The organism is Microbacterium sp. 20-116 (assembly GCF_041079415.1).
Lineage (GTDB): Bacteria > Actinomycetota > Actinomycetes > Actinomycetales > Microbacteriaceae > Microbacterium.
On the sequence record NZ_JBFYGP010000002.1, the window covers coordinates 589,577 to 611,700 of the forward strand.

21 protein-coding genes are annotated in these 22,124 nt (G+C 70.4%); 8 read left to right on the forward strand and 13 right to left on the reverse strand.

Annotation, left to right across the window (positions count from 1 at the left end; genetic code table 11):
• Positions 1-34 precede the first annotated feature (34 nt).
• Positions 35-1,534, reverse strand: coding sequence for an amino acid permease (locus AB6V29_RS06860; protein WP_369357707.1), 1,500 nt, complete (start codon positions 1,532-1,534; stop codon positions 35-37).
• Positions 1,535-1,703: 169 nt separating this feature from the next.
• Here AB6V29_RS06860 and AB6V29_RS06865 point away from each other — a divergent pair, with 169 nt between their 5' ends.
• Together AB6V29_RS06865 and AB6V29_RS06870 are read left to right on the forward strand one after the other, a co-directional pair.
• Positions 1,704-2,051, forward strand: coding sequence for an Lsr2 family protein (locus AB6V29_RS06865; RefSeq protein WP_144785634.1), 348 nt, complete (start codon positions 1,704-1,706; stop codon positions 2,049-2,051).
• 210 nt (positions 2,052-2,261) lie between these two features.
• Positions 2,262-2,600 (forward strand): Lsr2 family protein, encoded by a 339-nt coding sequence (locus AB6V29_RS06870; protein ID WP_210073916.1) that lies wholly within the window; start codon positions 2,262-2,264, stop codon positions 2,598-2,600.
• A 67-nt stretch (positions 2,601-2,667) separates the two neighbouring features.
• On the opposite strand, the gene AB6V29_RS06875 is transcribed toward AB6V29_RS06870, so the two are convergent.
• Positions 2,668-3,741: a Glu/Leu/Phe/Val dehydrogenase dimerization domain-containing protein gene (locus AB6V29_RS06875; RefSeq protein ID WP_369357709.1), complete on the reverse strand. Its 1,074-nt coding sequence runs from the start codon at positions 3,739-3,741 to the stop codon at positions 2,668-2,670.
• Positions 3,742-3,948: 207 nt separating this feature from the next.
• Here AB6V29_RS06875 and AB6V29_RS06880 point away from each other — a divergent pair, with 207 nt between their 5' ends.
• Positions 3,949-4,425 carry a YbaK/EbsC family protein gene (locus AB6V29_RS06880; RefSeq protein ID WP_267787555.1) on the forward strand — a complete coding sequence of 159 codons (477 nt, stop codon included), beginning with the start codon at positions 3,949-3,951 and terminating at the stop codon, positions 4,423-4,425.
• 202 nt (positions 4,426-4,627) lie between these two features.
• On the opposite strand, the gene AB6V29_RS06885 is transcribed toward AB6V29_RS06880, so the two are convergent.
• The 4 genes from AB6V29_RS06885 to AB6V29_RS06900 all read right to left on the reverse strand — a co-directional run bounded on the left by AB6V29_RS06885 (position 4,628) and on the right by AB6V29_RS06900 (position 9,850).
• Positions 4,628-6,583, reverse strand: coding sequence for a glycogen debranching N-terminal domain-containing protein (locus tag AB6V29_RS06885; protein WP_307317737.1), 1,956 nt, complete (start codon positions 6,581-6,583; stop codon positions 4,628-4,630).
• The gene (locus tag AB6V29_RS06890) at positions 6,580-7,413 is read right to left on the reverse strand and encodes a carbohydrate ABC transporter permease (RefSeq protein ID WP_246078022.1); all 834 of its coding nucleotides are present in this window, start codon (positions 7,411-7,413) and stop codon (positions 6,580-6,582) included. The genes AB6V29_RS06885 and AB6V29_RS06890 overlap by 4 nt, the downstream gene beginning before the upstream one ends.
• Positions 7,414-7,490: 77 nt before the next feature.
• Positions 7,491-8,597 carry a carbohydrate ABC transporter permease gene (locus tag AB6V29_RS06895; protein ID WP_369357711.1) on the reverse strand — a complete coding sequence of 369 codons (1,107 nt, stop codon included), beginning with the start codon at positions 8,595-8,597 and terminating at the stop codon, positions 7,491-7,493.
• Between the two features lie 2 nt (positions 8,598-8,599).
• Positions 8,600-9,850 carry an extracellular solute-binding protein gene (locus AB6V29_RS06900; RefSeq protein ID WP_369357713.1) on the reverse strand — a complete coding sequence of 417 codons (1,251 nt, stop codon included), beginning with the start codon at positions 9,848-9,850 and terminating at the stop codon, positions 8,600-8,602.
• A 205-nt stretch (positions 9,851-10,055) separates the two neighbouring features.
• On the opposite strand from AB6V29_RS06900, the gene AB6V29_RS06905 reads away from it, so the two are divergent.
• Positions 10,056-11,054, forward strand: coding sequence for a LacI family DNA-binding transcriptional regulator (locus tag AB6V29_RS06905; RefSeq protein ID WP_141376001.1), 999 nt, complete (start codon positions 10,056-10,058; stop codon positions 11,052-11,054).
• 37 nt (positions 11,055-11,091) lie between these two features.
• Here AB6V29_RS06905 and AB6V29_RS06910 read toward each other — a convergent pair whose 3' ends face one another.
• On the reverse strand, positions 11,092-11,865 hold the full coding sequence (locus AB6V29_RS06910; RefSeq protein ID WP_369357715.1) for an IclR family transcriptional regulator: 774 nt from the start codon (positions 11,863-11,865) through the stop codon (positions 11,092-11,094).
• Between the two features lie 61 nt (positions 11,866-11,926).
• On the opposite strand from AB6V29_RS06910, the gene hutH reads away from it, so the two are divergent.
• Genes hutH through hutI form a run of 3 tightly spaced genes read left to right on the forward strand, consistent with a single transcriptional unit; the run spans position 11,927 to position 16,488 of the window.
• The gene (gene hutH / locus AB6V29_RS06915) at positions 11,927-13,465 is read left to right on the forward strand and encodes a histidine ammonia-lyase (protein ID WP_369357717.1); all 1,539 of its coding nucleotides are present in this window, start codon (positions 11,927-11,929) and stop codon (positions 13,463-13,465) included.
• Between the two features lie 39 nt (positions 13,466-13,504).
• The gene (gene hutU / locus AB6V29_RS06920; RefSeq protein ID WP_369357719.1) at positions 13,505-15,274 is read left to right on the forward strand and encodes a urocanate hydratase; all 1,770 of its coding nucleotides are present in this window, start codon (positions 13,505-13,507) and stop codon (positions 15,272-15,274) included.
• Positions 15,271-16,488 carry an imidazolonepropionase gene (gene hutI, locus AB6V29_RS06925; protein WP_369357721.1) on the forward strand — a complete coding sequence of 406 codons (1,218 nt, stop codon included), beginning with the start codon at positions 15,271-15,273 and terminating at the stop codon, positions 16,486-16,488. The genes hutU and hutI overlap by 4 nt, the downstream gene beginning before the upstream one ends.
• Here the strand turns inward: hutI and AB6V29_RS06930 are convergent.
• The 6 genes from AB6V29_RS06930 to AB6V29_RS06955 all read right to left on the reverse strand — a co-directional run bounded on the left by AB6V29_RS06930 (position 16,478) and on the right by AB6V29_RS06955 (position 21,629).
• Positions 16,478-16,942 carry a histidine phosphatase family protein gene (locus AB6V29_RS06930; protein WP_307455603.1) on the reverse strand — a complete coding sequence of 155 codons (465 nt, stop codon included), beginning with the start codon at positions 16,940-16,942 and terminating at the stop codon, positions 16,478-16,480. The genes hutI and AB6V29_RS06930 overlap by 11 nt on opposite strands.
• Positions 16,939-17,943 (reverse strand): arginase family protein, encoded by a 1,005-nt coding sequence (locus AB6V29_RS06935; protein WP_369357723.1) that lies wholly within the window; start codon positions 17,941-17,943, stop codon positions 16,939-16,941. The genes AB6V29_RS06930 and AB6V29_RS06935 overlap by 4 nt, the downstream gene beginning before the upstream one ends.
• Complete coding sequence (locus AB6V29_RS06940) at positions 17,940-18,290, reverse strand: gamma-glutamylcyclotransferase family protein (protein ID WP_369357725.1); 351 nt, start codon at positions 18,288-18,290, stop codon at positions 17,940-17,942. Before AB6V29_RS06940 ends, AB6V29_RS06935 begins: the two co-directional genes overlap by 4 nt.
• A gap of 76 nt (positions 18,291-18,366) precedes the next feature.
• Entirely contained in the window at positions 18,367-19,641 is a 1,275-nt protein-coding gene (locus tag AB6V29_RS06945) for a DUF445 domain-containing protein (RefSeq protein ID WP_210073934.1), read from the reverse strand.
• Entirely contained in the window at positions 19,641-20,801 is a 1,161-nt protein-coding gene (locus tag AB6V29_RS06950; protein WP_369357727.1) for an acyl-CoA dehydrogenase family protein, read from the reverse strand. Before AB6V29_RS06950 ends, AB6V29_RS06945 begins: the two co-directional genes overlap by 1 nt.
• A 75-nt stretch (positions 20,802-20,876) precedes the next feature.
• Positions 20,877-21,629 (reverse strand): alpha/beta fold hydrolase, encoded by a 753-nt coding sequence (locus AB6V29_RS06955; RefSeq protein ID WP_369357729.1) that lies wholly within the window; start codon positions 21,627-21,629, stop codon positions 20,877-20,879.
• 72 nt (positions 21,630-21,701) lie between these two features.
• Between AB6V29_RS06955 and AB6V29_RS06960 the strand changes: the two genes are divergently transcribed.
• Entirely contained in the window at positions 21,702-22,106 is a 405-nt protein-coding gene (locus AB6V29_RS06960) for a pilus assembly protein CpaE (RefSeq protein WP_307455591.1), read from the forward strand.
• The last annotated feature ends 18 nt before the right edge of the window (positions 22,107-22,124 follow it).

Genomic DNA, 22,124 nt, shown 5'->3' on the forward strand with positions numbered 1-22,124 from the left:
AACGACGGGGACGTGGCATCCGGTGCCTGCTCTCTTACTCCTTCGGCGGCGAGACCACGTTCGGCTTCGTCCCCTCGAGCGGGGCGCCCGTGCCGACGCGCGCGTGGCTCCGCGAGTAGGCGAAGTAGATCGCGAAGCCCAGGGCCAGCCAGATGAGGAAGCGCAGCCACGTCTCGACCGACAGGTTGAGCATGAGGTAGGTGCAGATGAGTGCCGAGAGGATCGGCAGCACCGGGCTCCACGGCACGCGGAAACCGCGCTTGAGGTCGGGGCGCTTCCGGCGGAGCACGATCACGCCGATCGAAACCAGGACGAACGCGGAGAGCGTTCCGATGTTGACCATCTCTTCCAGCACGCCGATGGGCGTGACGCCGGCCACGATCGCGACGATCACGGTGACGAGGATCGAGATGACCCACGGAGTGCGGAAGCGCGGGTGCACCTTCGCGAGCGCCCCGGGGAGCAGGCGGTCCCGCGACATGGCGAAGATGATGCGGGTCGCACCGATCATCAGCGTCAGCACCACGGTGGTGAGACCGGCGACGGCGCCCGCGGCGATGACGGTGGCCATCCACGTCTGACCGTGGAACGCGAAAGCGTTGGCGAGGGCTGCCGAGGGGTTCAGTTCGGAGTAGGGCACCATGCCCGTGACGACGATCGCCACGGCGCAGTACAGGATCGTGCAGATGATGAGCGAGGCAATGATGCCGATCGGCAGGTCGCGCTGGGGGCGCTTGGTCTCTTCTGCCGTGGTCGCCACGACGTCGAAGCCGATGTAGGCGAAGAACACCAGGGCTGCACCGGCCAGGATGCCGCCGACACCGAAGGTGGCGGGCTGCAGGCCCGACAGGAACTGCAGGAGCGGCTGGGTGAGACCCGACGCCGACTCGGTCGGCACGGAGTCCGGCACGAAGGGGCTGTAGTTGGCCGGGTTGATGAACATGATGCCCGCGATGATCACGAAGAGCACGATGAAGAGCTTGACGGCCACGAGAACGAGGTTCACCCGCAGGGATTCCTTGATGCCGAGGGTCATCAGCCCACCGAGCACCAGGACGAGCAGGATCGCCGGAAGGTCGACGACACCGCCGTACGAGATCTCCGCCGGAAGGATGATTCCCAGCTGCTGGAGGAAGGTGCCGAGGTAAGCACTCCACCCCTGGGCGACGACGCTCGCGCCGAGGAACATCTCGAGAATGAGGTCCCACCCGATGATCCAGGCGAACAGCTCACCGAGAGAGGCATACGAAAAGGTGTACGCCGATCCCGAAACGGGGACGGTCGAGGCGAACTCGGCATAACACATGGCCGCCAGACCACAGGCGATCGCCGCGATGATGAAGCTGATCACCACGGCGGGACCGGCGACGTCATGGGCGGCTCGACCGGTCAGCGTGAAGATGCCCGCACCGATCACGACGCCGACGCCGAAGACGGTCAGGTCGACGGCGCTGAGGGATTTCTTGAGGCGGAACTCGGGCTCATCGGTGTCGGCGATGGATTGCTCCACCGACTTGGTACGGAAAAGACTCACGCGACGCATCCTCTGTCTCGAGTGGGTCCTGGGAGCGAACACCACCCGTGGAGGATAGTCCCCCGACGGCGGTCGTGCCTATCTCGCGGCGCGCTGGACACCCGGTGCTATTACCGGAGAGGACTTATGCGGGAAATTCATTGAATGCGGGTGTAAGGTTTTTCGTATTATGGCTATGAAGCACATCACGCACCTCGTCGACGACCTCGACGGCTCCGTTCTCGAAGACGGGCAGGGAAAGCAGATCACCTTCTCCGTCGAAGGTCGCGCCTACGAGATCGACCTCTCCGACCGCAATGCCGACAAGTTCTACTCGGCGATCGCTCCGTTCGTGGATGCCGCTCGCTCGGTGTCCCGTGGCAATTCGGCCGCGCGTCGGCCCCGGGCCGCTCGCCGTTCGAATGACGTCGACCTCGGAGCCGTCCGGGAATGGGCGCGCGCGAATGGCCACACGGTCAGCGACCGCGGCCGCGTTCCCGCCACCATTCTCGACGCGTACGCCGAGGCGAATTCCTGATCTTCGGTCCCGATCCTCTCGGCCGGATGTGAGAGCACCGGCCGAGAGGATTCCTACGTTCGCCAGACCGTCTCGACCAAAGCCGCCGAACCCGCAGGGAATCGCGGAACGGCCGGTCGGCGGTCGGGGCCGGTGAAAGCAGGCGAGCTGACGGGTGAAATTTGAAAGCGCGGCCCGGAATGCGCCTCGTCGGCGGCATATGGTCGCGGCATGGCGAAAAAGCACATCACGCAGACGATCGATGATCTCGACGGATCGGTCATCGAAGACGGAACCACTCTGACCTTCTCTCTGGAAGGGCGTTCCTACGAGATCGATCTGTCTCCCCAGAATGCCGAGATACTGCGCGACGCGTTTCGGCCGTTCATTTCCGCCGCACGACCGATCGGGTCGTCTCCGGCCACCCCTCGACGCACTCCCCGGGGACGCGCCATTCCCACCCGCGATTTGATCGACGTGCGATCGTGGGCGCAGAAGAATGGTTTCCCCATCAATGATCGGGGACGCATCTCCGCTACCGTTCTCGCGGCCTACGACGCCGCTCACTGACGTTCTCGAACAAAAGAACCGGATGCCGCGCGAGCGGCATCCGGTTCTTCTTCTTTCCCGCCGCGATCTAGACGAGCGCGGTGCGACCTGCGCCCGCGGCGAGTCGCTCGGCGGCGAGCCCCTCCGCAGCGGCGAGCGGGGTCACGCCCCGGCTCGCGGCTTCGTCGAACACGCGACGGACGGTGTCGCCGATCCCGGCGACGCGACCCATGATCTCGTCGAGAGTGCCGCGCTGCTTGGCCACCAGGTCGAGATAGATGACCCCTCCGGCGTTGACCACGAAGTCGGGGGCGTAGAGGATGCCGCGGGCCGCGAGCCGGTCGGCACCGGAGCGGTCGGCCAGCGGGTTGTTCGCGGGGCCGCACACGGCGCGGGCGTCGAGGGCGTCGATCACCTCGTCGGTAAGGACGCCGCCGATGCCCGCGGGGACGAAGACGTCGGCGGGGATGAGGTGCGCCTCGCTCGGCTCGACCCATGACGCGCCCAGCTCGGCGGCGAGGGCGCGCTTGGCGGGGTTCACGTCGGTGACGGTGAGGACGGCGTTCTCGGCGGCGAGGCGCTCGGCGAGGCGTCCGCCGACCTGCCCGAGGCCGGCGATCGTGATGCGGCGATCGGCGACGTCACGCGTGCCGACGGCGCGTTCGAGGGTCGCGATGAGAGAGGCGTAGACGCCGAGGCTCGTCGGGCCCGCGGGCTCGCCCGAGCCGCCCACGGTGTCGGGCAGGCCGACGACGTGCGGGGTGCGCTCGCTCACGACGAGCATGTCCTCGGTCGTCGAGCCCACGTCTTCGGCGGTGCGGTACAGGCCACCGAGACTGTCGACGGCGTCACCGAGGTCGAGGAAGGCGGCTCGCCGCCGGTCGGGGTCGAGCACCGTGCCCTCGGGAAGACCGATCACGGACTTGCCGCCTCCCGCGTCGAGGCCGGCGGCGGCGTTCTTGAGCGTCATCGCCGCCGAGAGGCGGAGAGCGTCGCCGAGCGCGTCGGTCCACGAGGGGTACGTCCACAGTCGTGCACCGCCGAGAGCGGGGCCGAGGACCGAGGAGTGGAGCGCCACGGCGACGAGCAGACCGCTGCGTCGCCCCGTGATCACCTCCACGCGTTCGTGCGTGAAATCGGGCAGGGGCAGAGCGTTGGTCATCGCGTTCCTTGTCGTCGGCCGCCTTGTGGGCAGCGCTTGTCGGGGGCCGCGGCGTTGCGGCATCCGGCATCCATTCTGACGGGTGAGGCGGTCGGATGCGAGTGCAGCGACGGGGAGCCCGGACGGCGCCACACCATACGACCTCGAGCGGATCGTGTGACGGCGGGCGGGGGAGGGGGACACGCAGACGGACCTAGGCTGGGCGGCATGTCCGACGCCCTCCCCACCCGCAGTCGTCTTGTCGCCGCGTCCCTGCAGGCCGCGGAAATCGACGGTCAGATCGTCGTACTCCCCGATGCCGCATCCACCGCGGCCCTCGCGGCCGCCGCCCTGGGGGTGGACGTCGGGGCCATCGCGAACAGCCTTGTGTTCTGGAGTGACGACGAACCCCTGCTCGTCATGACCAGCGGTGCGCACCGCGTCGACACGGGGGCTCTGGCCCAGCGGCTCGGGCGCGGCGGCATCCGTCGTGCCAGTCCCGCACAGGTGCTGGCCGCCACCGGGCAGCCCATCGGGGGAGTCGCGCCGACCGGGCACCCGCATCCACTGACCACGATCGTCGACGAGGACCTCGCCGCTTTTCCCGAGATCTGGGCCGCGGGCGGCACCCCGCACACCGTGTTCCCGTTGACGTTCGCCGAGCTCGTGCGGCTGACCGGCGGTACGGTCACGCGGGTGGCGTGAGGTCGCGCGGCGGTCGGCTGTGGCCCCGGGGCCATGGGGGATGCCCCGGGGCCATTTCTGGTGCCCCGGCGCGTGGGAGGGCCGGGCGGGGGTGGCCGCGGTGTGTACCCAAAGCCACGGGGGTGGCCCGGGGCCACTTCTGGCGCCCCACCGTGGAGGGGGCGCCGGGCGGTGGCGCTCGGGCCACCACCGCCCGGCGGGCTCACTCCCCGGGGGCGGGCGCGAGCGCGGTCAGGCACACCACCGCGGCGGCTGCCGACCACGCCTGGGGCCGGCACGCGGCCGGGTAGGGCGTCGGCACGGACGAGTGTGACCGCGGATCGCCGGCGTGCAGCTCGGGAACGCGGTACCCGAAGCCCTCGGCGGCATCCAGCAGCCCCTCCACCACCGCCCGCGCCGACTCGACGAGTCCCGCGCGCAGCATGCCGTGCGCCGCGATCGCGGTGTCGTGCACCCAGACACTGCCCCCGTGGTAGGACAGGGGCCAATACCCCGCGGCGTCCGTCGACAATGTGCGGATGCCGAAACCGCTCGACATGGTCTCACCGAGCAGCAGCGAGGCGACGTGCACCTCTTCGTCGGAGGAGAGGATGCCGGTGCCGAGAAGATGCCCGATGTTGCTGGTGAGGGAGTCGACGGGGCGCTTGTCGCGGTCGAGCGCGATCGCCGGGTACCGCCCCTCGGGCGTCTCGACCCAGTACGTCGAGGCGAAACGCGTCTTGAGATCGGCAGCCCAGACGCGCCAGAACGAGATGTCGTCGGCATCGGTGGTGTCTCCGAAACGCTCGAGCAGGTCGGCGCCGGCGAGAGCGGCCTCATAGGCGTAGGCCTGCACCTCGCAGAGGGCGATCGGTCCCTCGGCGAGGCTGCCGTCGCGCCATTGGACCGAGTCGCCGGAGTCTTTCCACCCCTGATTCGACAGGCCCGTGCCGAGCCGGTCGATGTAGTCGAGGAAGCCGTCGCCGTCGCTGTCGCCGTAGTCGCGGATCCAGCCGAGCGCCCGGCGGAGCGAGGGCAGCAGCTCGCGCACCTCGCCGTCGGGCATGCCGGCACGGTGGGCATCGGCCAGCAGACAGATCCACAGCGGAGTGGAGTCGACGCTGCCGTAGTACTTCGGGGGCAGCACGATCCCCTCACCCGGCATCTCGAGCGCGGAAGCACGCAGTTCGTGCAGGATCTTGCCGGGCTCCTGCGCCGTCTGCGCGTCGTCATCGGTCCCCTGCAGGCGCGCGAGCACGCGGAGGGTGGATGCCGCGATCTCACGGTCCACCGGCAGGGTGAGGCGCGCGGCCCAGATGGAGTCGCGTCCGAACAGGGTGAAGAACCACGGCGCCCCGGCGGCGAAGAATTCATCGAGCGGGTGGTCGGGAAGCGCCAGACGCAGAGCGTCCAGATCGTCGAGGGCCGTCCGCAGCCACCGGGACAGGCGCGCGTCGGGAGCTCCGGCGGCGACGCCCGCGGCATCCCACCGGGCGGGCGCGGTGGCGGAGTCCACAACGAGGGTGTCATCGCGCAGCCTGAGCGACCAGCCGATCTCGACCTCGCCGAACGCGGGCACCTCGACGCTCCAGACGGCGACCACGCCGTCGACGCCGGATGCCACCCGGGCCCCGGGAGCGATCAGTTCGAGCCCCAGAGCGCCGGCGTTGACGCGCGCGCCACCACCGTCGACCGTCACGTCGGTGCTGCGAGCGAGCGCGTGACCGGACTTCACCTCGTGCAACTGCGCGAACTCGGGCTCGACCCGCAGATGCAATGCGGCGCGAACGGGCCGGTCGAGACGCGAGCGCAGGGTCCACGACTCGCTGACGACGCCGTCGGCAACCCGCCGATCGCGCAGAAGCCGCACCTTGGGGTCGGGGGTCGTGTCGTCGATCCCGCGCAGGAGCCCGCCGAAGACCACGCGCGACGCTCCGTCGGGAGCGGCCGAGATCCACTCGATCGTGGAATCGTCGCACGACACGGTCAGTGCCCGGACGTGTCGCACGTCGCCGTGGTAGACCCCGTGCACGGCAGCGGAGCCGATGTCGCCCGTGGTGTCGGACCAGACCTGGGTCGGGGCGCGCAGCACGATCAGGGCGTCGTTCAGCAGCGGTTGCAGAGCAGCCGGGGCGACGGCGGTTGCGGCGGGCGGGGTGATCGTGGGGGCGGTGGTCATTCTTTGACGGCTCCTTCGCTGGCGTTCATGATGCGGCGCTGGAAGATGAAGAACACCACGGCGACGGGAATCGTCATGATGGCCGCGGCCGCGAGTTTGAGGGGGAATTGGCTGCCCTGGCTGAGCTGCCCGCTGGCCAGAGAGGCCACGCCCTTGGTCAGGGTGGTCAGCTCGGGGGACTGGGTGGAGATGACGAAGTGGCTCAGCTCGTTCCACGATCCCTGGAACGACAGGATGACGATCGTGATGAGCGCGGGTCGAGCCATCGGAAGGACGACCGACCAGAAGATGCGAAAGGTCCCCGCCCCGTCGATGCGCGCTTGCTCCTCGACGGACGGTGGGATCGACTCGAAGAAGTTCTTCATGATGAAGACGCCCGCGGCATCAACGAGCAGCGGGAGAATCATGCCGGCGTAGGAGTCGTAGATGCCGAGCTGGTTGATCACGAGGAACTTCGGGATGAGCAGCACGACGGTAGGAACAGCCATGACCGCGATGAGTCCGGCGAAGACGAGACCGCGCCCCCGAAACTGCAGCCGCGCGAGCGCGTATCCGGCGAGCGAATTGAAGAACACGCGCCCCGCGGTGACGAAGACGGTGACCACGACGGAATTGCCGAACCATACAGGGAAGTCGGAGTTGAGGAACAACCGTTCGTACGCCGCCCACGTGAAAGGCTGCGGCGCGAGCGAGATCGGGTCGGCCGCCGCCGAGGCATCCGTCTTGAACGACGTCGCCACCTGTACGAGGAAGGGGTAGATGTAGATGACGGCGAGCACGACCAGAAGGGCGTAGAGGCCGATCTGCCAGCCGAGGGCTTTGCGCGACATGCGGTGCTTCGTCGGCTTCTCGGGTCCGCCGAGGCGCTGTTCGGCGAGGACCGTGATCTGTGGGGATGCGGTCGCGGTCATCGTCGGGCTGCTTTCGTGTGCACGTCGTATTGGCGGAGGCGCCGCTTCGACACGGGACGATCGCGCAGCACGAACCGCTGCAGGATCGTCAGCGCCACGATGATCACGAACAGCACGAAAGCGATCGCCGCGCCCTGGCCCCACTGCTGCGACAGGAACGCCGAGGAGTAGCTGAGGTAGGCGGGGGTGAGTGTCGTCTTGCCCGGGCCGCCCTGGGTGCCCGTGTAGATCTGGTCGAACACCTGCCAGGTGCCGATGAGGCCGAGGGTCAGCACCGTGAACAGCACTGACTTGAGCTGCGGAAGGGTGACGCGCCAGAACCGCTCCCAGCCGTTCGCGCCGTCCATCATGGCGGCCTCCTGCACATCGGCACCGATGTTCTGCAGGCCCGCGATGAACAACAGCATGAACGTGCCCGAGGTGGTGAAGACCGCCATGAGGATGAACGCCGACATCGCGACAGACGGACCGGCGAGCCAGTCCCACCACGAGACGCCGAGCAGCGTATTGCCGGTCAGAAACGCGGGGCCGCTGGTCACCCCCACGGCGCCGAGCAGGTTGTGCACGACGCCCGAGGGATCGCTGAACCAGTTCGGTCCATTGATGCCGAGCCACGACAGTACTTCGTTGACGGCTCCGGATGCCGAGAAGAGGAAGAGCCACAGCACGGTGATGGCCACCGAGCTCGTGACCGAGGGGAAGTAGAAGGCCGTGCGGAAGAGCCCCCGGCCGCGGAGGATCGCGCGGTTGACCAGCACCGCGAGAAACAGTGACAGCGCCGTCTGAAGGGGGACGACCAGCAGCACGTACCAGGCGTTGTTGCGCAGCGCCGTGCCGAAGTCGCGCTCGGCGAGACCGCCGCCTGTGGTGACGGCGGCGTAGTTGTCGAGACCGACGAAGCCGACGTTGGGCGAGAAGGGGCTGCCGCGCCCGGTCCAGTCAGAGAAGCTCACCCACAGCGCCATGAGCACGGGGACGAGCAGGAACACGCCCAGGATGATCAGCACGGGGGCGGTGAACAGCCAGCCGGCGGCGGCCTCGCCGCGCCGGATTCCCGGGGAGGAGGATCCGGCGCGACGCGGCGCTGAGGTGAGAGCACTCATGGCTACTTCGTGATGGCCTCGAGGTTGGATTGCGCCGTCTGCAGCAGCGCCTGCGGGTCACCCGTCTTCAGCGACTCCAGCTGGGCGTTGAAGTCGGTGATGACGTCGGCGGCGCCGGCCATGTTCGGCGGGAACTGCGCGTTCTCGGCACCGGAGAGGAACGCCGTGAGATCGGGGTTCGCCGCGCTCCACGCGTCGGCGGCCGACTGGATCGAGGGCATCGGGCCGAAGGCTTTCGAGAACGCCAGCTGCTGGTCGGTGGAGGTCAAGTACTCGACGAGCGAGCGCGCCTGATCCTGGTTGCCGCTGTCGGCGGCCATGCCCCAGCAGTTGGTGAACTGCAGCGTGCCCTTGCCACCGGGACCCGCGGGCAGTTCGGCGACCTGGTAGTTCACGCCCGGGTAATCGGCCGACATGGCGCCGGTGATCCAGTTGCCTTCGATGACCATCGCGGCCTTCTGGGTGCCGAACGCCTCGCCGCCCCACCCGGCGCCCACGTCGGACGCGAACGCGAACGTGCCGTCATTCAGGTGCGTCTTGACGTAATTCAGCGCCTCGACGTTCGCGGAGCTGTCCGCCGTGGCCTTGCCGTCGGTGACGAGTCCGCCGCCGGCCTCGGCCATGAAGGCTCCGATGCGCTGGTACTCGGCGCCGAACGCCAGGCCCACGCGGCCGTCGGTGGTGAGCTTCTGGGCGACGGATGCCAACTGGTCCCAGGTCGTGGGGACATCGGCATCCGTCAGCCCTGCCGCCGACCAGAGGTCGGTGTTGATGATGAGGGCCAGGGTCGAGAAATCCTTGGGTGCGCAGTAGAACTTCCCGTCGACGGTGAAGTTGTCGACGAGCGATGGATAGAAATCGTCCTTGTTCGCCAGGTCGTCGCCGTAGGCGGCGATCGAGCCGTTTGCGGCGTAGCCGGCGAGGGCCTCGGGGGCGAGGTAGAAGAGGTCGGGCGGAGACCCGGCCGCGAAGCCCTGAGAGAGCTGCTGGGGGAGGTCGTTGGCGGTCTGGACCTCGGCCTGCACGCCCGACTGCTCGCTCCAGGCGGCGACGGCGTCGGTGACGGCCTTCGTCTCGGCGTCGCCCGACGAGCCGATGAGGAGCCTGAGCGTGCCGCCGCCGGAGGCCTGACCTTCGCCGGGGGTGTCGTTGAAGCCCGACCCGCAGGCCGTCAGGGCCAGGGCGCCTGTGGTCAGCAGTGCGCCGGCTCCGAGCCAGGTTCGCGCGCGGCGGTTGGGGGTGTGCCGTGTCATTGTCTCTCTCCTTCGATGAGGCATGCGACCCCTCCGCAGGTGCTCGGAGGGCCATCTTTTGAACGTTCAAATGACGGTTTGACAACGGTAAAGAACGGCGGGCCTGGCTGTCAAGAGGGTGCCCGGCGTCCTAGGCTGACGATCTGGCCGGACTCGTGGCGGCCCGGTCGGATCTCTCCGGAGCGGACTGAGGGGGAGGGCAGACATGGCGAAGGCGCCCACCGTCGACGACGTCGCGCGTGTCGCGGGGGTCTCCCGGCAGACCGTCTCGAACGTCGTCAACACGCCGGATATCGTCCGCGAAGCGACGCGCCTGAGGGTCGAGGCGGCGATCGCCGAGCTCGGCTATCGGCCGCACGCCGCCGCCCGTCGGCTTCGCACGCGACGCAGCTCGACCATCGGCATCCATCTCGATCCCTACGCCGGTGGTATCTCAGGCGTCGTCCTGGACCGCTTCGTGCACGCCCTCACCGAACGTGCGGGAGAACGTGACATGCGCGTCTTGCTCTACGCCGCGCGCACGCCCGAAGAAGAGATCGCCCGCCTCGGCGACCTTCTCGAGGGGGGAGAGGTGGATGCCGTGGTGGTGACCGGAACCTTCCACGGCGACCCCCGCACCGGCTGGCTCGTTGACCGCGGGCTGCCGTTCGTCTCGTTCGGTCGCCCGTGGGGCGAGAACGACGTCGAGGCGCCCGCGCATCTGTGGGTCGATGTCGACGGGGCCGCGGGAACTCGCGCGGCGACGATACACCTGCAGGAGCGGGGCGTACCGCGCATCGCGTTCCTCGGGTGGCCCTCCGGCTCGGGCACGGGTGACGATCGTGAGCGCGGCTGGCGCGAGAGCTCAGCTTCGGGGCCGCGATGGGTCGTCGAAGAGAACGTCGCCGCCGCGCGCGACGTGGTCACAGCGGGCCTGGCGGCCGACCCCGGCGTGCGCGGCATCGTCTGCGCGAGTGATTCGCTCGCGATCGGCGCGCATCTCGCCGTGACCTTGGCTGGTCGCCCCGATGTCGCCGTGATCGGTTTCGACAACACCCCCGCCGTCGAAGCGCTCGGGCTCTCGAGCGTGGAGCAGTTGCCCGAGAGGGTGGCATCCGGCGCTCTCGATCTGCTCATGGGCGAGAACGGCACGGTCGTCGCGCCGCGCGCCGCGACGGCCGGGGCCGCCCACGTGCTCGTGGAGCCGCGGCTGGTGGTGCGCTGAGGCGCCACGGTCCTTCCCGGTACTGAGCGGCGCGCGACTAGGCGGGGTGGCCGATGCGTCGGGCGAGCTCGGCGGCAGTCGCGGATGCCGCGGACGCCAGTGCTTCCGCATCACGCTCGGCCCCGTCGGCGGGCCACGTGATCGCCACGGCCGCGGCGGGCCACCCGGCGTGATCGAGCACCGCGGCGGCGACGGAGCGGAATCCGGGGGTGATCTCGCCGTCCTCGCTCGCGTGACCCGCTGCACGAACCTCGCGGAGCAGCTCGCGCAGGTCACGCGGCGTGGCGGGGCCCGCGTCGTGGCGCAGCGTGAGGGCGGTGGCATCCGGGAACAGCGCCCGAACCTGCTCGCGGGGGAGCGTGGCGAGCATGGCCCGGCCCGTCGCGGTGAGGTGCGCGGGGAGGCGGACGCCCACATCGGTCACGAGTGCGGGGCGGCGCGGGGCGCGTTCCTCGACGATGTAGAGCACGTCTCGCCCGGCCAGCACGGCGAGGTGCGCCGATTCGCCGACGCGGTCCGACAGCCCCGCGAGCAGCGGCCGACCGAGGCGGGCGAGCGGCTGTTGCCGGGCGTAACCGCCGCCGAGCTCGAAAGCCGCCGTCCCCAGGCCCCAGCGCCGGTCGCCCGGAAGGTGCACGACGTAGCCGTGCTGCTCGAGAGTCGCGAGCAGGTGGTAGGTGCTGGAACGGGGGATCCCGAGCGCGGTCGCCATCGACTGCGCGGCCATCGGCCCCGGTTGCCGCGCGAGCAGAGAGAGGATCCGCAACGTCTGGTCGGCGGCGGGGACTTGAGGGCGGGGTTTGTCTGGCATGACAGACACAGGATGCCAGATCCCCCGCATTCCGTATCGCCCGAGGCGATGGAATCGGCGTATGAACGCACGCGTCACCGTCGGAGCCAGTCCCCTCACCCCGCGCGAGGTCGTCGACGTCGCCCGCCACGATGCCCGGGTCGACGTGGACGCCGACGCTCTGCAGCGGGTGGCCGACACACGGGCGCTCATCGAGGGGCTCGCCGACGACCCGCAGCCGCACTACGGCATCTCGACGGGCTTCGGCGCCCTCGCGACGACCTTCATCGCCGAGGACCGCCGGGCGCAGCTGCAGGCGAGCCTCATCCGCTCGCACGCCGCCGGAACCGGCGCCGAGGTCGAGCGCGAGGTAATCCGCGCCCTCATGCTGCTGCGCTTGCAGACCCTCGCCACCGGGCGCACCGGCGTCCGCCCCGTCGTCGTCGAGACCTACGCCGCCCTGCTGAATGCGGGGATCACCCCCGTCGTGCGCGAGTACGGCTCGCTCGGCTGCTCGGGCGATCTGGCTCCGCTGTCGCACGTCGCCCTGGCCGTCATGGGTGAGGGCGAGGTGCGCGACGGTTCCGGGAACCTCCGGCCGGCCGCCGAAGCCCTCGCCACCTCTGGGATCGAACCCGTCGCCCTGCGCGAGAAAGAGGGCCTCGCCCTCATCAACGGCACCGACGGCATGCTCGGCATGCTGCTGCTGGCGCTGCACGACCTCGAGATGCTGCTGACCACGGCCGATGTCTCGGCGGCGATCTCGATCGAATCGCAGCTCGGAACGGATGCCGTGTTCGCCGCCGACCTCATGGCGCTGCGTCCGCAGTTCGGTCAGGCCCACTCGGCGGCGAACCTCCGCGCCTTCCTCGCCGACTCGCCGATCGTCGCGAGCCATCGTGGCCCCGAGTGCACGCGCGTTCAGGACGCGTACTCGCTGCGCTGCACTCCCCAGGTGCACGGCGCCGCCCGCGACACGATGACGCACGCCGCCCTGGTCGCCGATCGCGAGTTGGCATCGGCCGTCGACAATCCCGTCGTCACGCTCGACGGACGCGTCGAGTCCAACGGCAACTTCCACGGCGCACCCGTCGCCTACGTGCTCGACTTCCTCGCCATCGCGGTGGCCGACGTGGCGTCGATGTCGGAGCGCCGCACCGATCGCGCCCTCGACGTCTCGCGCAGCAACGGGCTTCCCCCTTTCCTCGCCGATGAGGTCGGGGTCGACTCGGGCTTGATGATCGCGCAGTACGCCGCCGCGGGCATCGTGTCGGAGCTCAAACGTCTCGCCGCCCCCGCGTCGGTCGACTCGATCCCCTCGAGCGCCATGCAGGAAGACCACGTGTCGATGGGCTGGGCCGGCGCCCGCAAGCTCCGCCGGGCGATCGACGGACTCGCTCGGGTGCTCGCGATCGAAGTGCTCACCGGATGCCGTGCCCTCGACCTGCGCGCCCCGCTCCAGCCCGCGCCGGTCACCGGAGCCGTTCGCGACCTCGTCCGCGAGCGCGTGCAGGGCCCCGGTCCCGACCGGTTCGTCTCGCCCGAGATCGAGGCCGTGACCGAGCTCGTCGCCTCGGGAGCGGTGGCTCGCACCGCTCTCGCCGTCGCCCCTCGCGCGTAGAGCGCGATTGTTCCCGCCCCGATCGAAGGAGATCACGCCATGACCGACACGACAGCATCGCCCTCGACGGCCTCCGGCGCCCACGCCTCGGAGCGAGACGCGTCGGCCGTCGTCTCGACCCCCGACGCCGCGACCGCGCCGCGGGCCGGGGCCTCGGCATCCGGCTCCCGCCCTCCGATCCGGGCGCCGCGCGGCGCCCAGCGCACCGCGAAGAGCTGGGGCGCCGAGGCGGCCAAGCGCATGCTCATGAACAACCTCGATCCCGAGGTCGCCGAGCGGCCCGACGACCTCGTCGTCTACGGCGGCACCGGAAAGGCTGCGCGGTCGTGGGCGGCATACGACGCGATCGTGCGCACCCTCGACGAGATCGAGCCCGACGAGACCCTGCTCGTGCAATCGGGCAAGCCCGTCGGCGTCTTCCGCACGCACGAGTGGGCACCGCGCGTGCTCATCGCCAACTCGAACCTCGTGGGTGACTGGGCGACGTGGCCCGAGTTCCGCCGCCTCGAGGAACTCGGGCTGACGATGTACGGACAGATGACCGCGGGCTCGTGGATCTACATCGGCACCCAGGGGATTCTGCAGGGCACGTACGAGACCTTCGCGGCGGTGGCTCGCTCCCTCGGTCGCGAGTCGCTCGCGGGGACCGTGACCCTCACCGCCGGATGCGGCGGGATGGGCGGGGCACAGCCTCTGGCGGTGACGATGAACGGCGGGGCGGTGCTCATCGTCGACGTCGACCGCGCGCGGCTCGACCGACGCGTCGCCCACGGCTACCTCGACGAGGTCGCTCTCGATCTCGACTCCGCGATCGAGCGGGTGACCGCGGCGCGTGAGGCGGGTGAAGCGCTGTCGGTCGGCGTCGAAGGGAACGCGGCCGAGGTCTTCCCGGAGGTGCGGGCCCGCGGCATCCGGATCGACATCGTCACCGACCAGACGAGCGCGCACGACCCCCTGTCGTACCTGCCCGTCGGGACGCCGGTCGACCAGTGGCAGGCCGAGGCCGCGCGCGACCCCGAGGATTTCACCCGCCGCTCGCGCGAGAGCATGGCGGCGCACGTGAAGGCGATGGTGGAGTTCCAGGATGCGGGAGCCGCGGTCTTCGACTACGGCAACTCGATCCGCCGCGAGGCCGAGCTCGGCGGGTACGATCGGGCCTTCGCCTTTCCGGGGTTCGTGCCGGCGTACATCCGTCCGCTCTTCGCCGAGGGCAAGGGGCCCTTCCGGTGGGTCGCGCTGTCCGGGGATCCCGAGGACATCGCCAAGACCGACCGCGCGGTGGCCGAGCTCTTCCCCGAAGATGCCGCCCTGCACCGCTGGCTCGAGAAGGCCGGCGAGCAGGTGCACTTCGAGGGGCTGCCGGCGCGGATCTGCTGGCTCGGCTACCAGGAGCGCCACCTCGCGGGGCTGAAGTTCAACGAGATGGTGGCCTCCGGCGAGCTCTCGGGGCCCATCGTGATCGGTCGCGATCACCTCGACGCGGGCTCCGTCGCCTCGCCCTACCGCGAGACCGAGGCAATGGCCGACGGCTCGGATGCAATCGCCGACTGGCCGCTGCTGAACGCCCTGCTCAACACGGCGAGCGGTGCCTCATGGGTGTCGCTGCATCACGGAGGGGGCGTCGGGATCGGCCGGAGCATCCACGCGGGGCAGGTGTGCGTCGCGGACGGCACGGAGCTGGCGGCCGAGAAGCTCGCGCGCGTGCTCGTGAACGACCCCGGAACGGGCGTCATGCGACACGTGGATGCCGGATACGACCGCGCCCGCGAGGTGGCGGCCGACCGCGGGCTCACGGTGCCGATGCCATGAGCGCTCCGGCACCGGGTGGTATCAGCCCCGCGGGCGACCTCTTGCTGACGAACATCGGGGAGCTGACGACGAACGTCGCCGTCGACGGTGATCCGTGCGGGACGGTGCAGGGTGCGGCCGTGCTCGTCCGCGGCGGGCACGTGGTGTGGGCGGGTCCTTCGGACCGGGTTCCGGACGCCGGCGGAGGGGTCGACGTCGTCGACGCCGGGGGGCGCGCGGTGATCCCGGGCTTCGTCGACAGCCACACGCACCTCGTCTTCGGCGGCGACCGCGCGGCGGAGTTCGCCGCACGCATGGCGGGGGAGCCGTACGCGGCGGGCGGCATCCGCACGACGGTGGCGGCAACCCGAGCGGCATCCGAAGACGAACTTCGCCAGCGGCTCCGGGCGTTCGTCGGAGAGTGCCGGTCCCAGGGGACGACGACGCTCGAGATCAAGACCGGGTACGGCCTCGACGTTGCGACCGAGACGCGTCTTGCGCGGCTGGCCGCGGAGGTGACGGACGAGGTCACCTTCCTCGGCGCACACGTCGTCGCACCGGAGTTCGCGGGGCGGGCTGACGACTACGTCGATCTCGTCGTGGGACCGATGCTCGACGCCGTCGCGCCGCACGCGCGGTGGGTCGATGTCTTCTGCGAGGCCGGGGCCTTCACGCCCGCACAGAGTCGGCGTGTGCTCGAGGCGGGGAGGGCGAAGGGGCTCGGGATCCGGGTGCACGGGAACCAGCTCGGCTACGGCGCGGGGGCGGCACTGGCCGTCGCGATGGGTGCGGCCGCGGTCGATCACTGCACCTTCTTGACGGACGACGACGTCATCGCGCTCGCCGGCTCTGAAACCGTCGCGACCCTGTTGCCGGGCGTGGAGTTCTCGACCCGGCAGCCCTACCCCGATGCGCGTCGTCTGCTCGCAGCCGGCGTGACGCTCGCCCTCGCGAGCGACTGCAACCCGGGGTCGAGCTTCACCAGCTCGATGCCCCTCATGATCGCCCTCGCCGTCCGCGAGATGGGGATGACACCGGCCGAGGCCGTGTGGGCAGCCACGGCCGGCGGAGCGCGCGCGTTGCGTCGTACCGACGTCGGCGTGATCGAGCCCGGCGCCAAGGCGGATCTCGTGCTGCTCGACGCGCCGTCGCGGGTGCACCTGGCCTACCGGCCGGGGGTACCGCTCGTGCGGCGGGTGTGGAAGGACGGGCTGATCGCCGGGCCTACGGGGTGACGAGCTCGAACTCGTCGGGAGGGGTGGCGTCGACGTCGTCCCAGGTGCCCTCGTGCCAGGTGAAGATCGCCACGGCGCACGTGACCATGCGCTCGTCGCGATCGGCCAGGCGTGAGACCAGCGCGCTCATCCCGGGGTCGTGCGCCACGACCATGACCTCGTCGACTCCGGCGGCGCGCGCCGCGGCCAGCACCTGTGCGGGATCGGCGAGGTAGAGCTCCGCCTGCTCGGTGATCTCGGCGTCGAAGACGCGGGCGAACGCCTCAGCCGTCTGCCGAGCACGCAGCGCGGTGCTGGAGAGGATCGCCTCGGGTCGGACGCCCTTGCGCGCGATCGTCCGGGCCATCGCCGGGGCATCGCGCAGGCCGCGGTGGTTCAGGGGGCGGTCGTGGTCGGCGAGGCCTTCATCGGCCCAGTCCGATTTCGCGTGTCGCGCGAGGACGAGTTGGATCATCGTCTTTCCGCCAATCCTGCCAAGAGCTCGAGTACGCACAGTGCGGCGAGTCGCACGGTGCGGGAATCGGGGGCGTCCGCCGTGGCATCCACTTCGACGACGTCGGCGCTGATGACGCCGGGGTCTTGAGCGAGCGCGCGGACGAGGGCCCGCAGCTCCCAGGCGGCGAGACCGCCGGGAACGCTCGCGGGGCAGCCGGGGGCGACCGAGCGGTCGCACACATCGACGTCGATGTCGAGGTGGATGCCGGGGGACGAGGCTCCGACCCCCGGGAACGCGAACCGGCCGGCGGCCGGTCCGTCGGGGGGAGAGGCGGCCGACTCGCTGCCGACGACGGTGAGGGGGCCGTCGCCCGGCCGATCGACCGGCCGGCCCGCCGCGACTCTCAGCGCCTCGGCGACGACCTCGGCGATGCCGCGTCGGCGCACCTCGTCGAGCGTGATGACGGTAATGCCGGCGTCGAGAGCGCGCTGGGCGTAGGCAGCCGAGTTGGCGAAGTCGGCGATGCCGATCTGCACGATGCGTCGGGGGTCGAGGCCGTCGGCGATCAGCCGTCGCACGGGGGAGCCGTTGGATTCCCCGTCGCGGAGGTCGAAGTGCGCGTCGAGGGTGATCAGGCCACCCGCTCCGCGCCCCTGGGCCACCGCGTAGGTGGCGGAGTTGTCGCCACCGAGAGCGACGACGAGCCGGGCCGCGGACAGCTCCGCCACGGCGGCGCGCACGCGCGCTTCTCCCTCGCGGCCGTCGGGGTCGTGCACGTCACCGGCGTCGGCGATGCGGAGCGCGGCGTTCAGGTCGACGGGCGGCGGTCCGAGCAGAGTCGGCGAGAAGCGGCGGAGCGCCTCGCGGACGGCGGCGGGGGTCGCCGCTGCTCCGGTGGGAGAGAGCGACGTGCGCCAGGCGGGAACGCCGAGCAGGACGGCATCCGGGATCGTCGTGCCGTGGGGTGCGGGCCAGTCCCCGGCACGGGGCCACAGAGGATCGACGGACAGGGCGCTCATGCGGCCAGGTACACCCAGGCGCGGACACCGCTGACGAGAACGACCGAGGCGCGGCGGTAGAGCGACACCTCGTACTCGTCGGCGGCGTCGAGTTCTTCCGGCGTCAGGAGCAGCACGCGACCGAAGACGCGATCTCGCGCGTCGTCGGTGCGACGGAGGATTGGATGACGGTCGTGACCCGAGAGCTGGGCGACGTGGTCGTCGGCGATGTCGGTCCACTCGAGCCGGTACCCGGCCAGGGCGTCCTCGGCACCCTCGACACGGTGGCCGAAGGTGTCGAGCTGCACGTCGGGCAGCTGGAGCGTCCCATACGTGAAGAGGGACTCCATGTCCGAACCGTCGCTCACGCGCACCAGGCTACTCACGCACCGAGGGCGCCGGGCGGCGCGAGCGTGATGATTCGGCCAGCGATTGCGCGAATCGTCATGATCCCCACACCAGATGCGCGACGGTGAAGATCACCAGGCCTGCGAGAGCGCCGACGATCGTGCCGTTCAAGCGGATGTACTGCAGGTCGCGGCCGACCATGAGCTCGATCTTCTCGGTGGTCTCTTCGGCATCCCACCGCTCCACGGTGTCGGTGATGATCGAGGCGATGTCATGCCGATAACGACCGACGACGAAGACCGCCGCGTCGGTGACCCATCCGTCGACGCGCTTCTGCAGCGCAGCGTCGCGTTGCAGTCGTCCGCCGACCTCGGCCAGGGCGGCGGCGGCGCGGCGACGCAGAGCGCTCTCGGGGTCGGCGAGCGACCGCAACAGGCCGGCCTTGGCGGTGTTCCAGGCATCGGCGGCGAGCTGCCGTACGCGCGGGCTGTCGAACACCGCGGCCTTGGCCTCTTCGAGGCGCACCATCGTCGCGGGATCGTGCTGCAGGCTATCGGCGAGGCGGCCGAGGTAGCCGTCTATCGCCCCGCGTGCCTGGTGGCTGGGGTCGGCCCGCACGGCGTCGACGAACTGCACGGCCTCCCGATAGACGGTGTCGTCGACGAGGCGCGCCGCCATGCTCGGGACCCACGACGGGAGCCGCCGCGAGACGAGCCCCTGGAACGTGTCGCGGTTGTTGCCGAGCCATACCGCGATGTTGTCGAGGGCGAGGTCGACGGCGCCGTGGTGGGCGCCCGAGCCGACGACGCGTTCGAGCCAGCCGCCGAGGGAGGGACCCCAGTCGGGCGAGAGCAGGTGCTCGCGGGCGAGGTCTTCGATCAAGCCCTGCACGTCGTCGTCGCTGAGCGCGGTGAGGACGCTCGAGGCGAGCGTCGCCCCCTCGGCCGCGACACGATCGGCGTGAGCGGGGACGGCCAGCCAGGCTCCGGCGCGAGCCGACAGAGGCGTCGATTCGAGCTTGGTCCGTACGACGTCGCCCTCGAGGAAGTTCGTCTCGACGAACTCGCCCAACTGCCGCCCGATCTCGTCTTTGCGTCGGGGGATGATCGCCGTGTGGGGGATCGGCAGCCCGAGCGGGTGGCGGAAGAGTGCGGTGACCGCGAACCAGTCGGCGAGGGCACCGACCATGCCGCCCTCGGCCGCGGCCCGGACGTACTGCAACCACTCGACCTCGCGCTGCAACGAGAACGAGACGGCGAAGACGATGGCCATCGCGAGGAGCGCGCCGAGTGCCACGCCCTTCATCACGCGGAGGGCGCGGCGGCGCTCCTGATCGGCCGGGCTCAGCGCGCGGGTGGGCGTGCGCGCCATCACGCGGTCACCGGCCCGAGCCAGGCGGCCGCGGCGGTCGAGTGGGCGGACTCGGAGTCGGAGGGGTGGAACATGCCGGCGAGCACGTCGCGGTACAGGCGGCTCAGTTCGTTGTGCGAGAAGTACGCCGAGCCGCCGCCGACGAGGATCGCGTCGTCGACGACCTCTTTCGCCATGGCGACCGCGCGGTACTTCACGCCGGAGAGCAGGGCGAACCACCGACCACCGTGGTCGACCAGGGTGTCCACGTCGGAGGCCAGCGAGGCGAGCTGCGGCGGAAGCGCGTCGTAAGCGAGCGCCATGTCGGCCACACGCCACCGGATGTCGGGGTCGTTGGCGTAGGTCGTGCCCGTCTTCTTCGACCGCCGCGAGGTCGCGGCCGCGACGGCCAGGTCGAGCGCACGTCGCGCGATGCCGGTGTACACCGAGGCCAAGAGGATCTCGAAGACGGCGAAGATGCCGAACACGAGCGGATCGGGCTGAGGGCCCGGGTCGATGCGACGCACGATGCGGTCGGCGGGAGCGTGGGCCCCGCGCAGTTCGGTCGTGCGGCTCTGCGTGCCGCGCATGCCCAGGGTGTCCCAGTCGTCGTGGGCGACGACGTCGTCGCTGCGGTCCAGGAACGCGAACACCATCTTCGGTCCGTCGGCCGATGTCTCGTCGAGCCCGTGCACGCCCAAGTGGTCCCACACGGGGGAGAGCGAGGTGAAGATCTTGGTCCCCGTGAACGTGTAGCCGCCGTCGCCGTCGGGGCGGGCCTCGGTGTCGCTGCCGAAGAGCACGAGGTCGTTGCCGGCTTCGCTGATGCCGAAGGCGAAGACCTCTCCTGCCGCAGCGCCCCGCTGGACGTGCTCGAGATCGTTCAGGCCGCGGTCGCTCAAGACCTTCGCGACCCCCGTCCACACCAGATGCATGTTGACGGCCAGGGCGGTCGCCGGGGCCGCGCCCGCGAGACGCTGCTGCAGGAGCGACGCCTCGGCGAGGCTCAGCCCCGCGCCACCGAGGTCGGATGGCACCAGGATGCCGAGGTACCCGGCCGCTCTGAGCTCGTCGAGGTCGTCGTGCGGGAAGGTGTTCTCGCGGTCGTGCACGACGGCGCGCTCACGGATGCGCGCGAGCAGGTCGTCGGGGAGGTACCGAGCCGGGTCGAACGAGGTCATGGCATCCATTCTGCTCGGCACCGCCGACATTGCGTGCGGGGGTGGCATCGCGCCGCACATCGCGTATGCGCGGCGTCAGCGGAGGGCGTGCAGGACCACCGCGACGGCGGCCTCGGGGCGATCGCGATGCGGGGAGTGCCCGGCGCCCTCGATCACGCTCATCGTCACGAACGGGTTCCGGAGCACCTCGGCCGCGAGCTCGCCCGTGAAGATCGAGTGCACGGCCGGGTCGGCGCCCACCACGTGCGTCGGCACCGTGAGAGAGGCCGCGGCGGAGCGCACGTCCCACATGGCGTTCTGCAGACTCGTCTGCTCGACCGCCCAGCGGCTCGCGCGCTGCGTCGCCCGCGCCTTCAACTCGACGTCGATCGGATGCCATCCGGGATGCGCCGCACGCACGGCCTCGATGCTCGGGTCGGCGAACGACTGCTCCTGACCCATGCGTACGACCTCGCGGTCGTCTTCCGACAGGGCGATGGCCGGGTCGATGAGCACGAGCCGGCGGGTCCAAGCGGGACGCTGAGCCGCGGCGAGCGTCGACGACGCACCGCCGAGCGAGTGACCGACGACCGCGTCCCACGCTCCGCCGCTCGCGGGCGTCGTGCCGATCAGATCCGCCGCGTACGACGACAGGCGGTAGTCGAGGGTGCGCGGGGCGTCACCGTGGCCGCGGAGGTCCACCGCGACCGCGTGCCACCCGGCGTCGGCCAGCGCCACGCCGTAGCGCCACATGAGTGCGCCGTCGGAACCGAGTCCGTGGGCGAGCAGCGCCTGCGGTCCGTGCGGGTCGCCCCACGACAATCGGGGGAGGGTCACGGGTGTCGACATGGCATCCATCTTGCTCCGTCCACGCGCACGACAGGAGACCGGTCGTCACAGAACGCCCCCAGAATGGATGCCATGATCTCGACCGAGTTGGCCCAGGCCCTGCGCGAGGCGGGATTGGTGTGGCATCCGCTCTCCGGTGACCGCTTTCAGCTCGACGAGCCGGAGTTCGAGGCCGACATCTTCACCGTGAGCGACATGACGGTGGAGCCGCGCGATTACCCCACCGGTCGGATCCTCGCTTTCAACGGCACGACGGAGTGGGCGCTCGACTCCGTCGCCACCGAAGACGCGTTGTGGCTGCCCTCCGAGTCGCAACTGCGCGAGATGCTGCGCTCGACCTTCCGCTCTCTGCGACGTCTCTCCGACACCTACGAGGTCGAGATCTCGGTCGGCGGCTCGACCCTGGTGTTCGACCACCCGGCACCGGCGGACGCGTACGCGCTCGCGGTGCTCGAGCTCTTGCGGCGCACGCACTGACCCACGGCTCGGGCGGTT

What these genes read in the sequence shown, in the direction of transcription:
- AB6V29_RS06865 (WP_144785634.1), top strand. Translation starts at nt 1,704, where the DNA reads ATGGCTATGAAGCACATCACGCACCTCGTCGACGACCTCGACGGCTCC.
- AB6V29_RS06870 (WP_210073916.1), top strand. Translation starts at nt 2,262, where the DNA reads ATGGCGAAAAAGCACATCACGCAGACGATCGATGATCTCGACGGATCG.
- AB6V29_RS06875 (WP_369357709.1), bottom strand. Translation starts at nt 3,741, where the DNA reads ATGACCAACGCTCTGCCCCTGCCCGATTTCACGCACGAACGCGTGGAG.
- AB6V29_RS06880 (WP_267787555.1), top strand. Translation starts at nt 3,949, where the DNA reads ATGTCCGACGCCCTCCCCACCCGCAGTCGTCTTGTCGCCGCGTCCCTG.
- AB6V29_RS06885 (WP_307317737.1), bottom strand. Translation starts at nt 6,583, where the DNA reads ATGACCACCGCCCCCACGATCACCCCGCCCGCCGCAACCGCCGTCGCC.
- AB6V29_RS06890 (WP_246078022.1), bottom strand. Translation starts at nt 7,413, where the DNA reads ATGTCGCGCAAAGCCCTCGGCTGGCAGATCGGCCTCTACGCCCTTCTG.
- AB6V29_RS06895 (WP_369357711.1), bottom strand. Translation starts at nt 8,597, where the DNA reads ATGAGTGCTCTCACCTCAGCGCCGCGTCGCGCCGGATCCTCCTCCCCG.
- AB6V29_RS06900 (WP_369357713.1), bottom strand. Translation starts at nt 9,850, where the DNA reads ATGACACGGCACACCCCCAACCGCCGCGCGCGAACCTGGCTCGGAGCC.
- AB6V29_RS06905 (WP_141376001.1), top strand. Translation starts at nt 10,056, where the DNA reads ATGGCGAAGGCGCCCACCGTCGACGACGTCGCGCGTGTCGCGGGGGTC.
- AB6V29_RS06910 (WP_369357715.1), bottom strand. Translation starts at nt 11,865, where the DNA reads ATGCCAGACAAACCCCGCCCTCAAGTCCCCGCCGCCGACCAGACGTTG.
- hutH (WP_369357717.1), top strand. Translation starts at nt 11,927, where the DNA reads ATGAACGCACGCGTCACCGTCGGAGCCAGTCCCCTCACCCCGCGCGAG.
- hutU (WP_369357719.1), top strand. Translation starts at nt 13,505, where the DNA reads ATGACCGACACGACAGCATCGCCCTCGACGGCCTCCGGCGCCCACGCC.
- hutI (WP_369357721.1), top strand. Translation starts at nt 15,271, where the DNA reads ATGAGCGCTCCGGCACCGGGTGGTATCAGCCCCGCGGGCGACCTCTTG.
- AB6V29_RS06930 (WP_307455603.1), bottom strand. Translation starts at nt 16,942, where the DNA reads ATGATCCAACTCGTCCTCGCGCGACACGCGAAATCGGACTGGGCCGAT.
- AB6V29_RS06935 (WP_369357723.1), bottom strand. Translation starts at nt 17,943, where the DNA reads ATGAGCGCCCTGTCCGTCGATCCTCTGTGGCCCCGTGCCGGGGACTGG.
- AB6V29_RS06945 (WP_210073934.1), bottom strand. Translation starts at nt 19,641, where the DNA reads ATGGCGCGCACGCCCACCCGCGCGCTGAGCCCGGCCGATCAGGAGCGC.
- AB6V29_RS06950 (WP_369357727.1), bottom strand. Translation starts at nt 20,801, where the DNA reads ATGACCTCGTTCGACCCGGCTCGGTACCTCCCCGACGACCTGCTCGCG.
- AB6V29_RS06955 (WP_369357729.1), bottom strand. Translation starts at nt 21,629, where the DNA reads ATGTCGACACCCGTGACCCTCCCCCGATTGTCGTGGGGCGACCCGCAC.
- AB6V29_RS06960 (WP_307455591.1), top strand. Translation starts at nt 21,702, where the DNA reads ATGATCTCGACCGAGTTGGCCCAGGCCCTGCGCGAGGCGGGATTGGTG.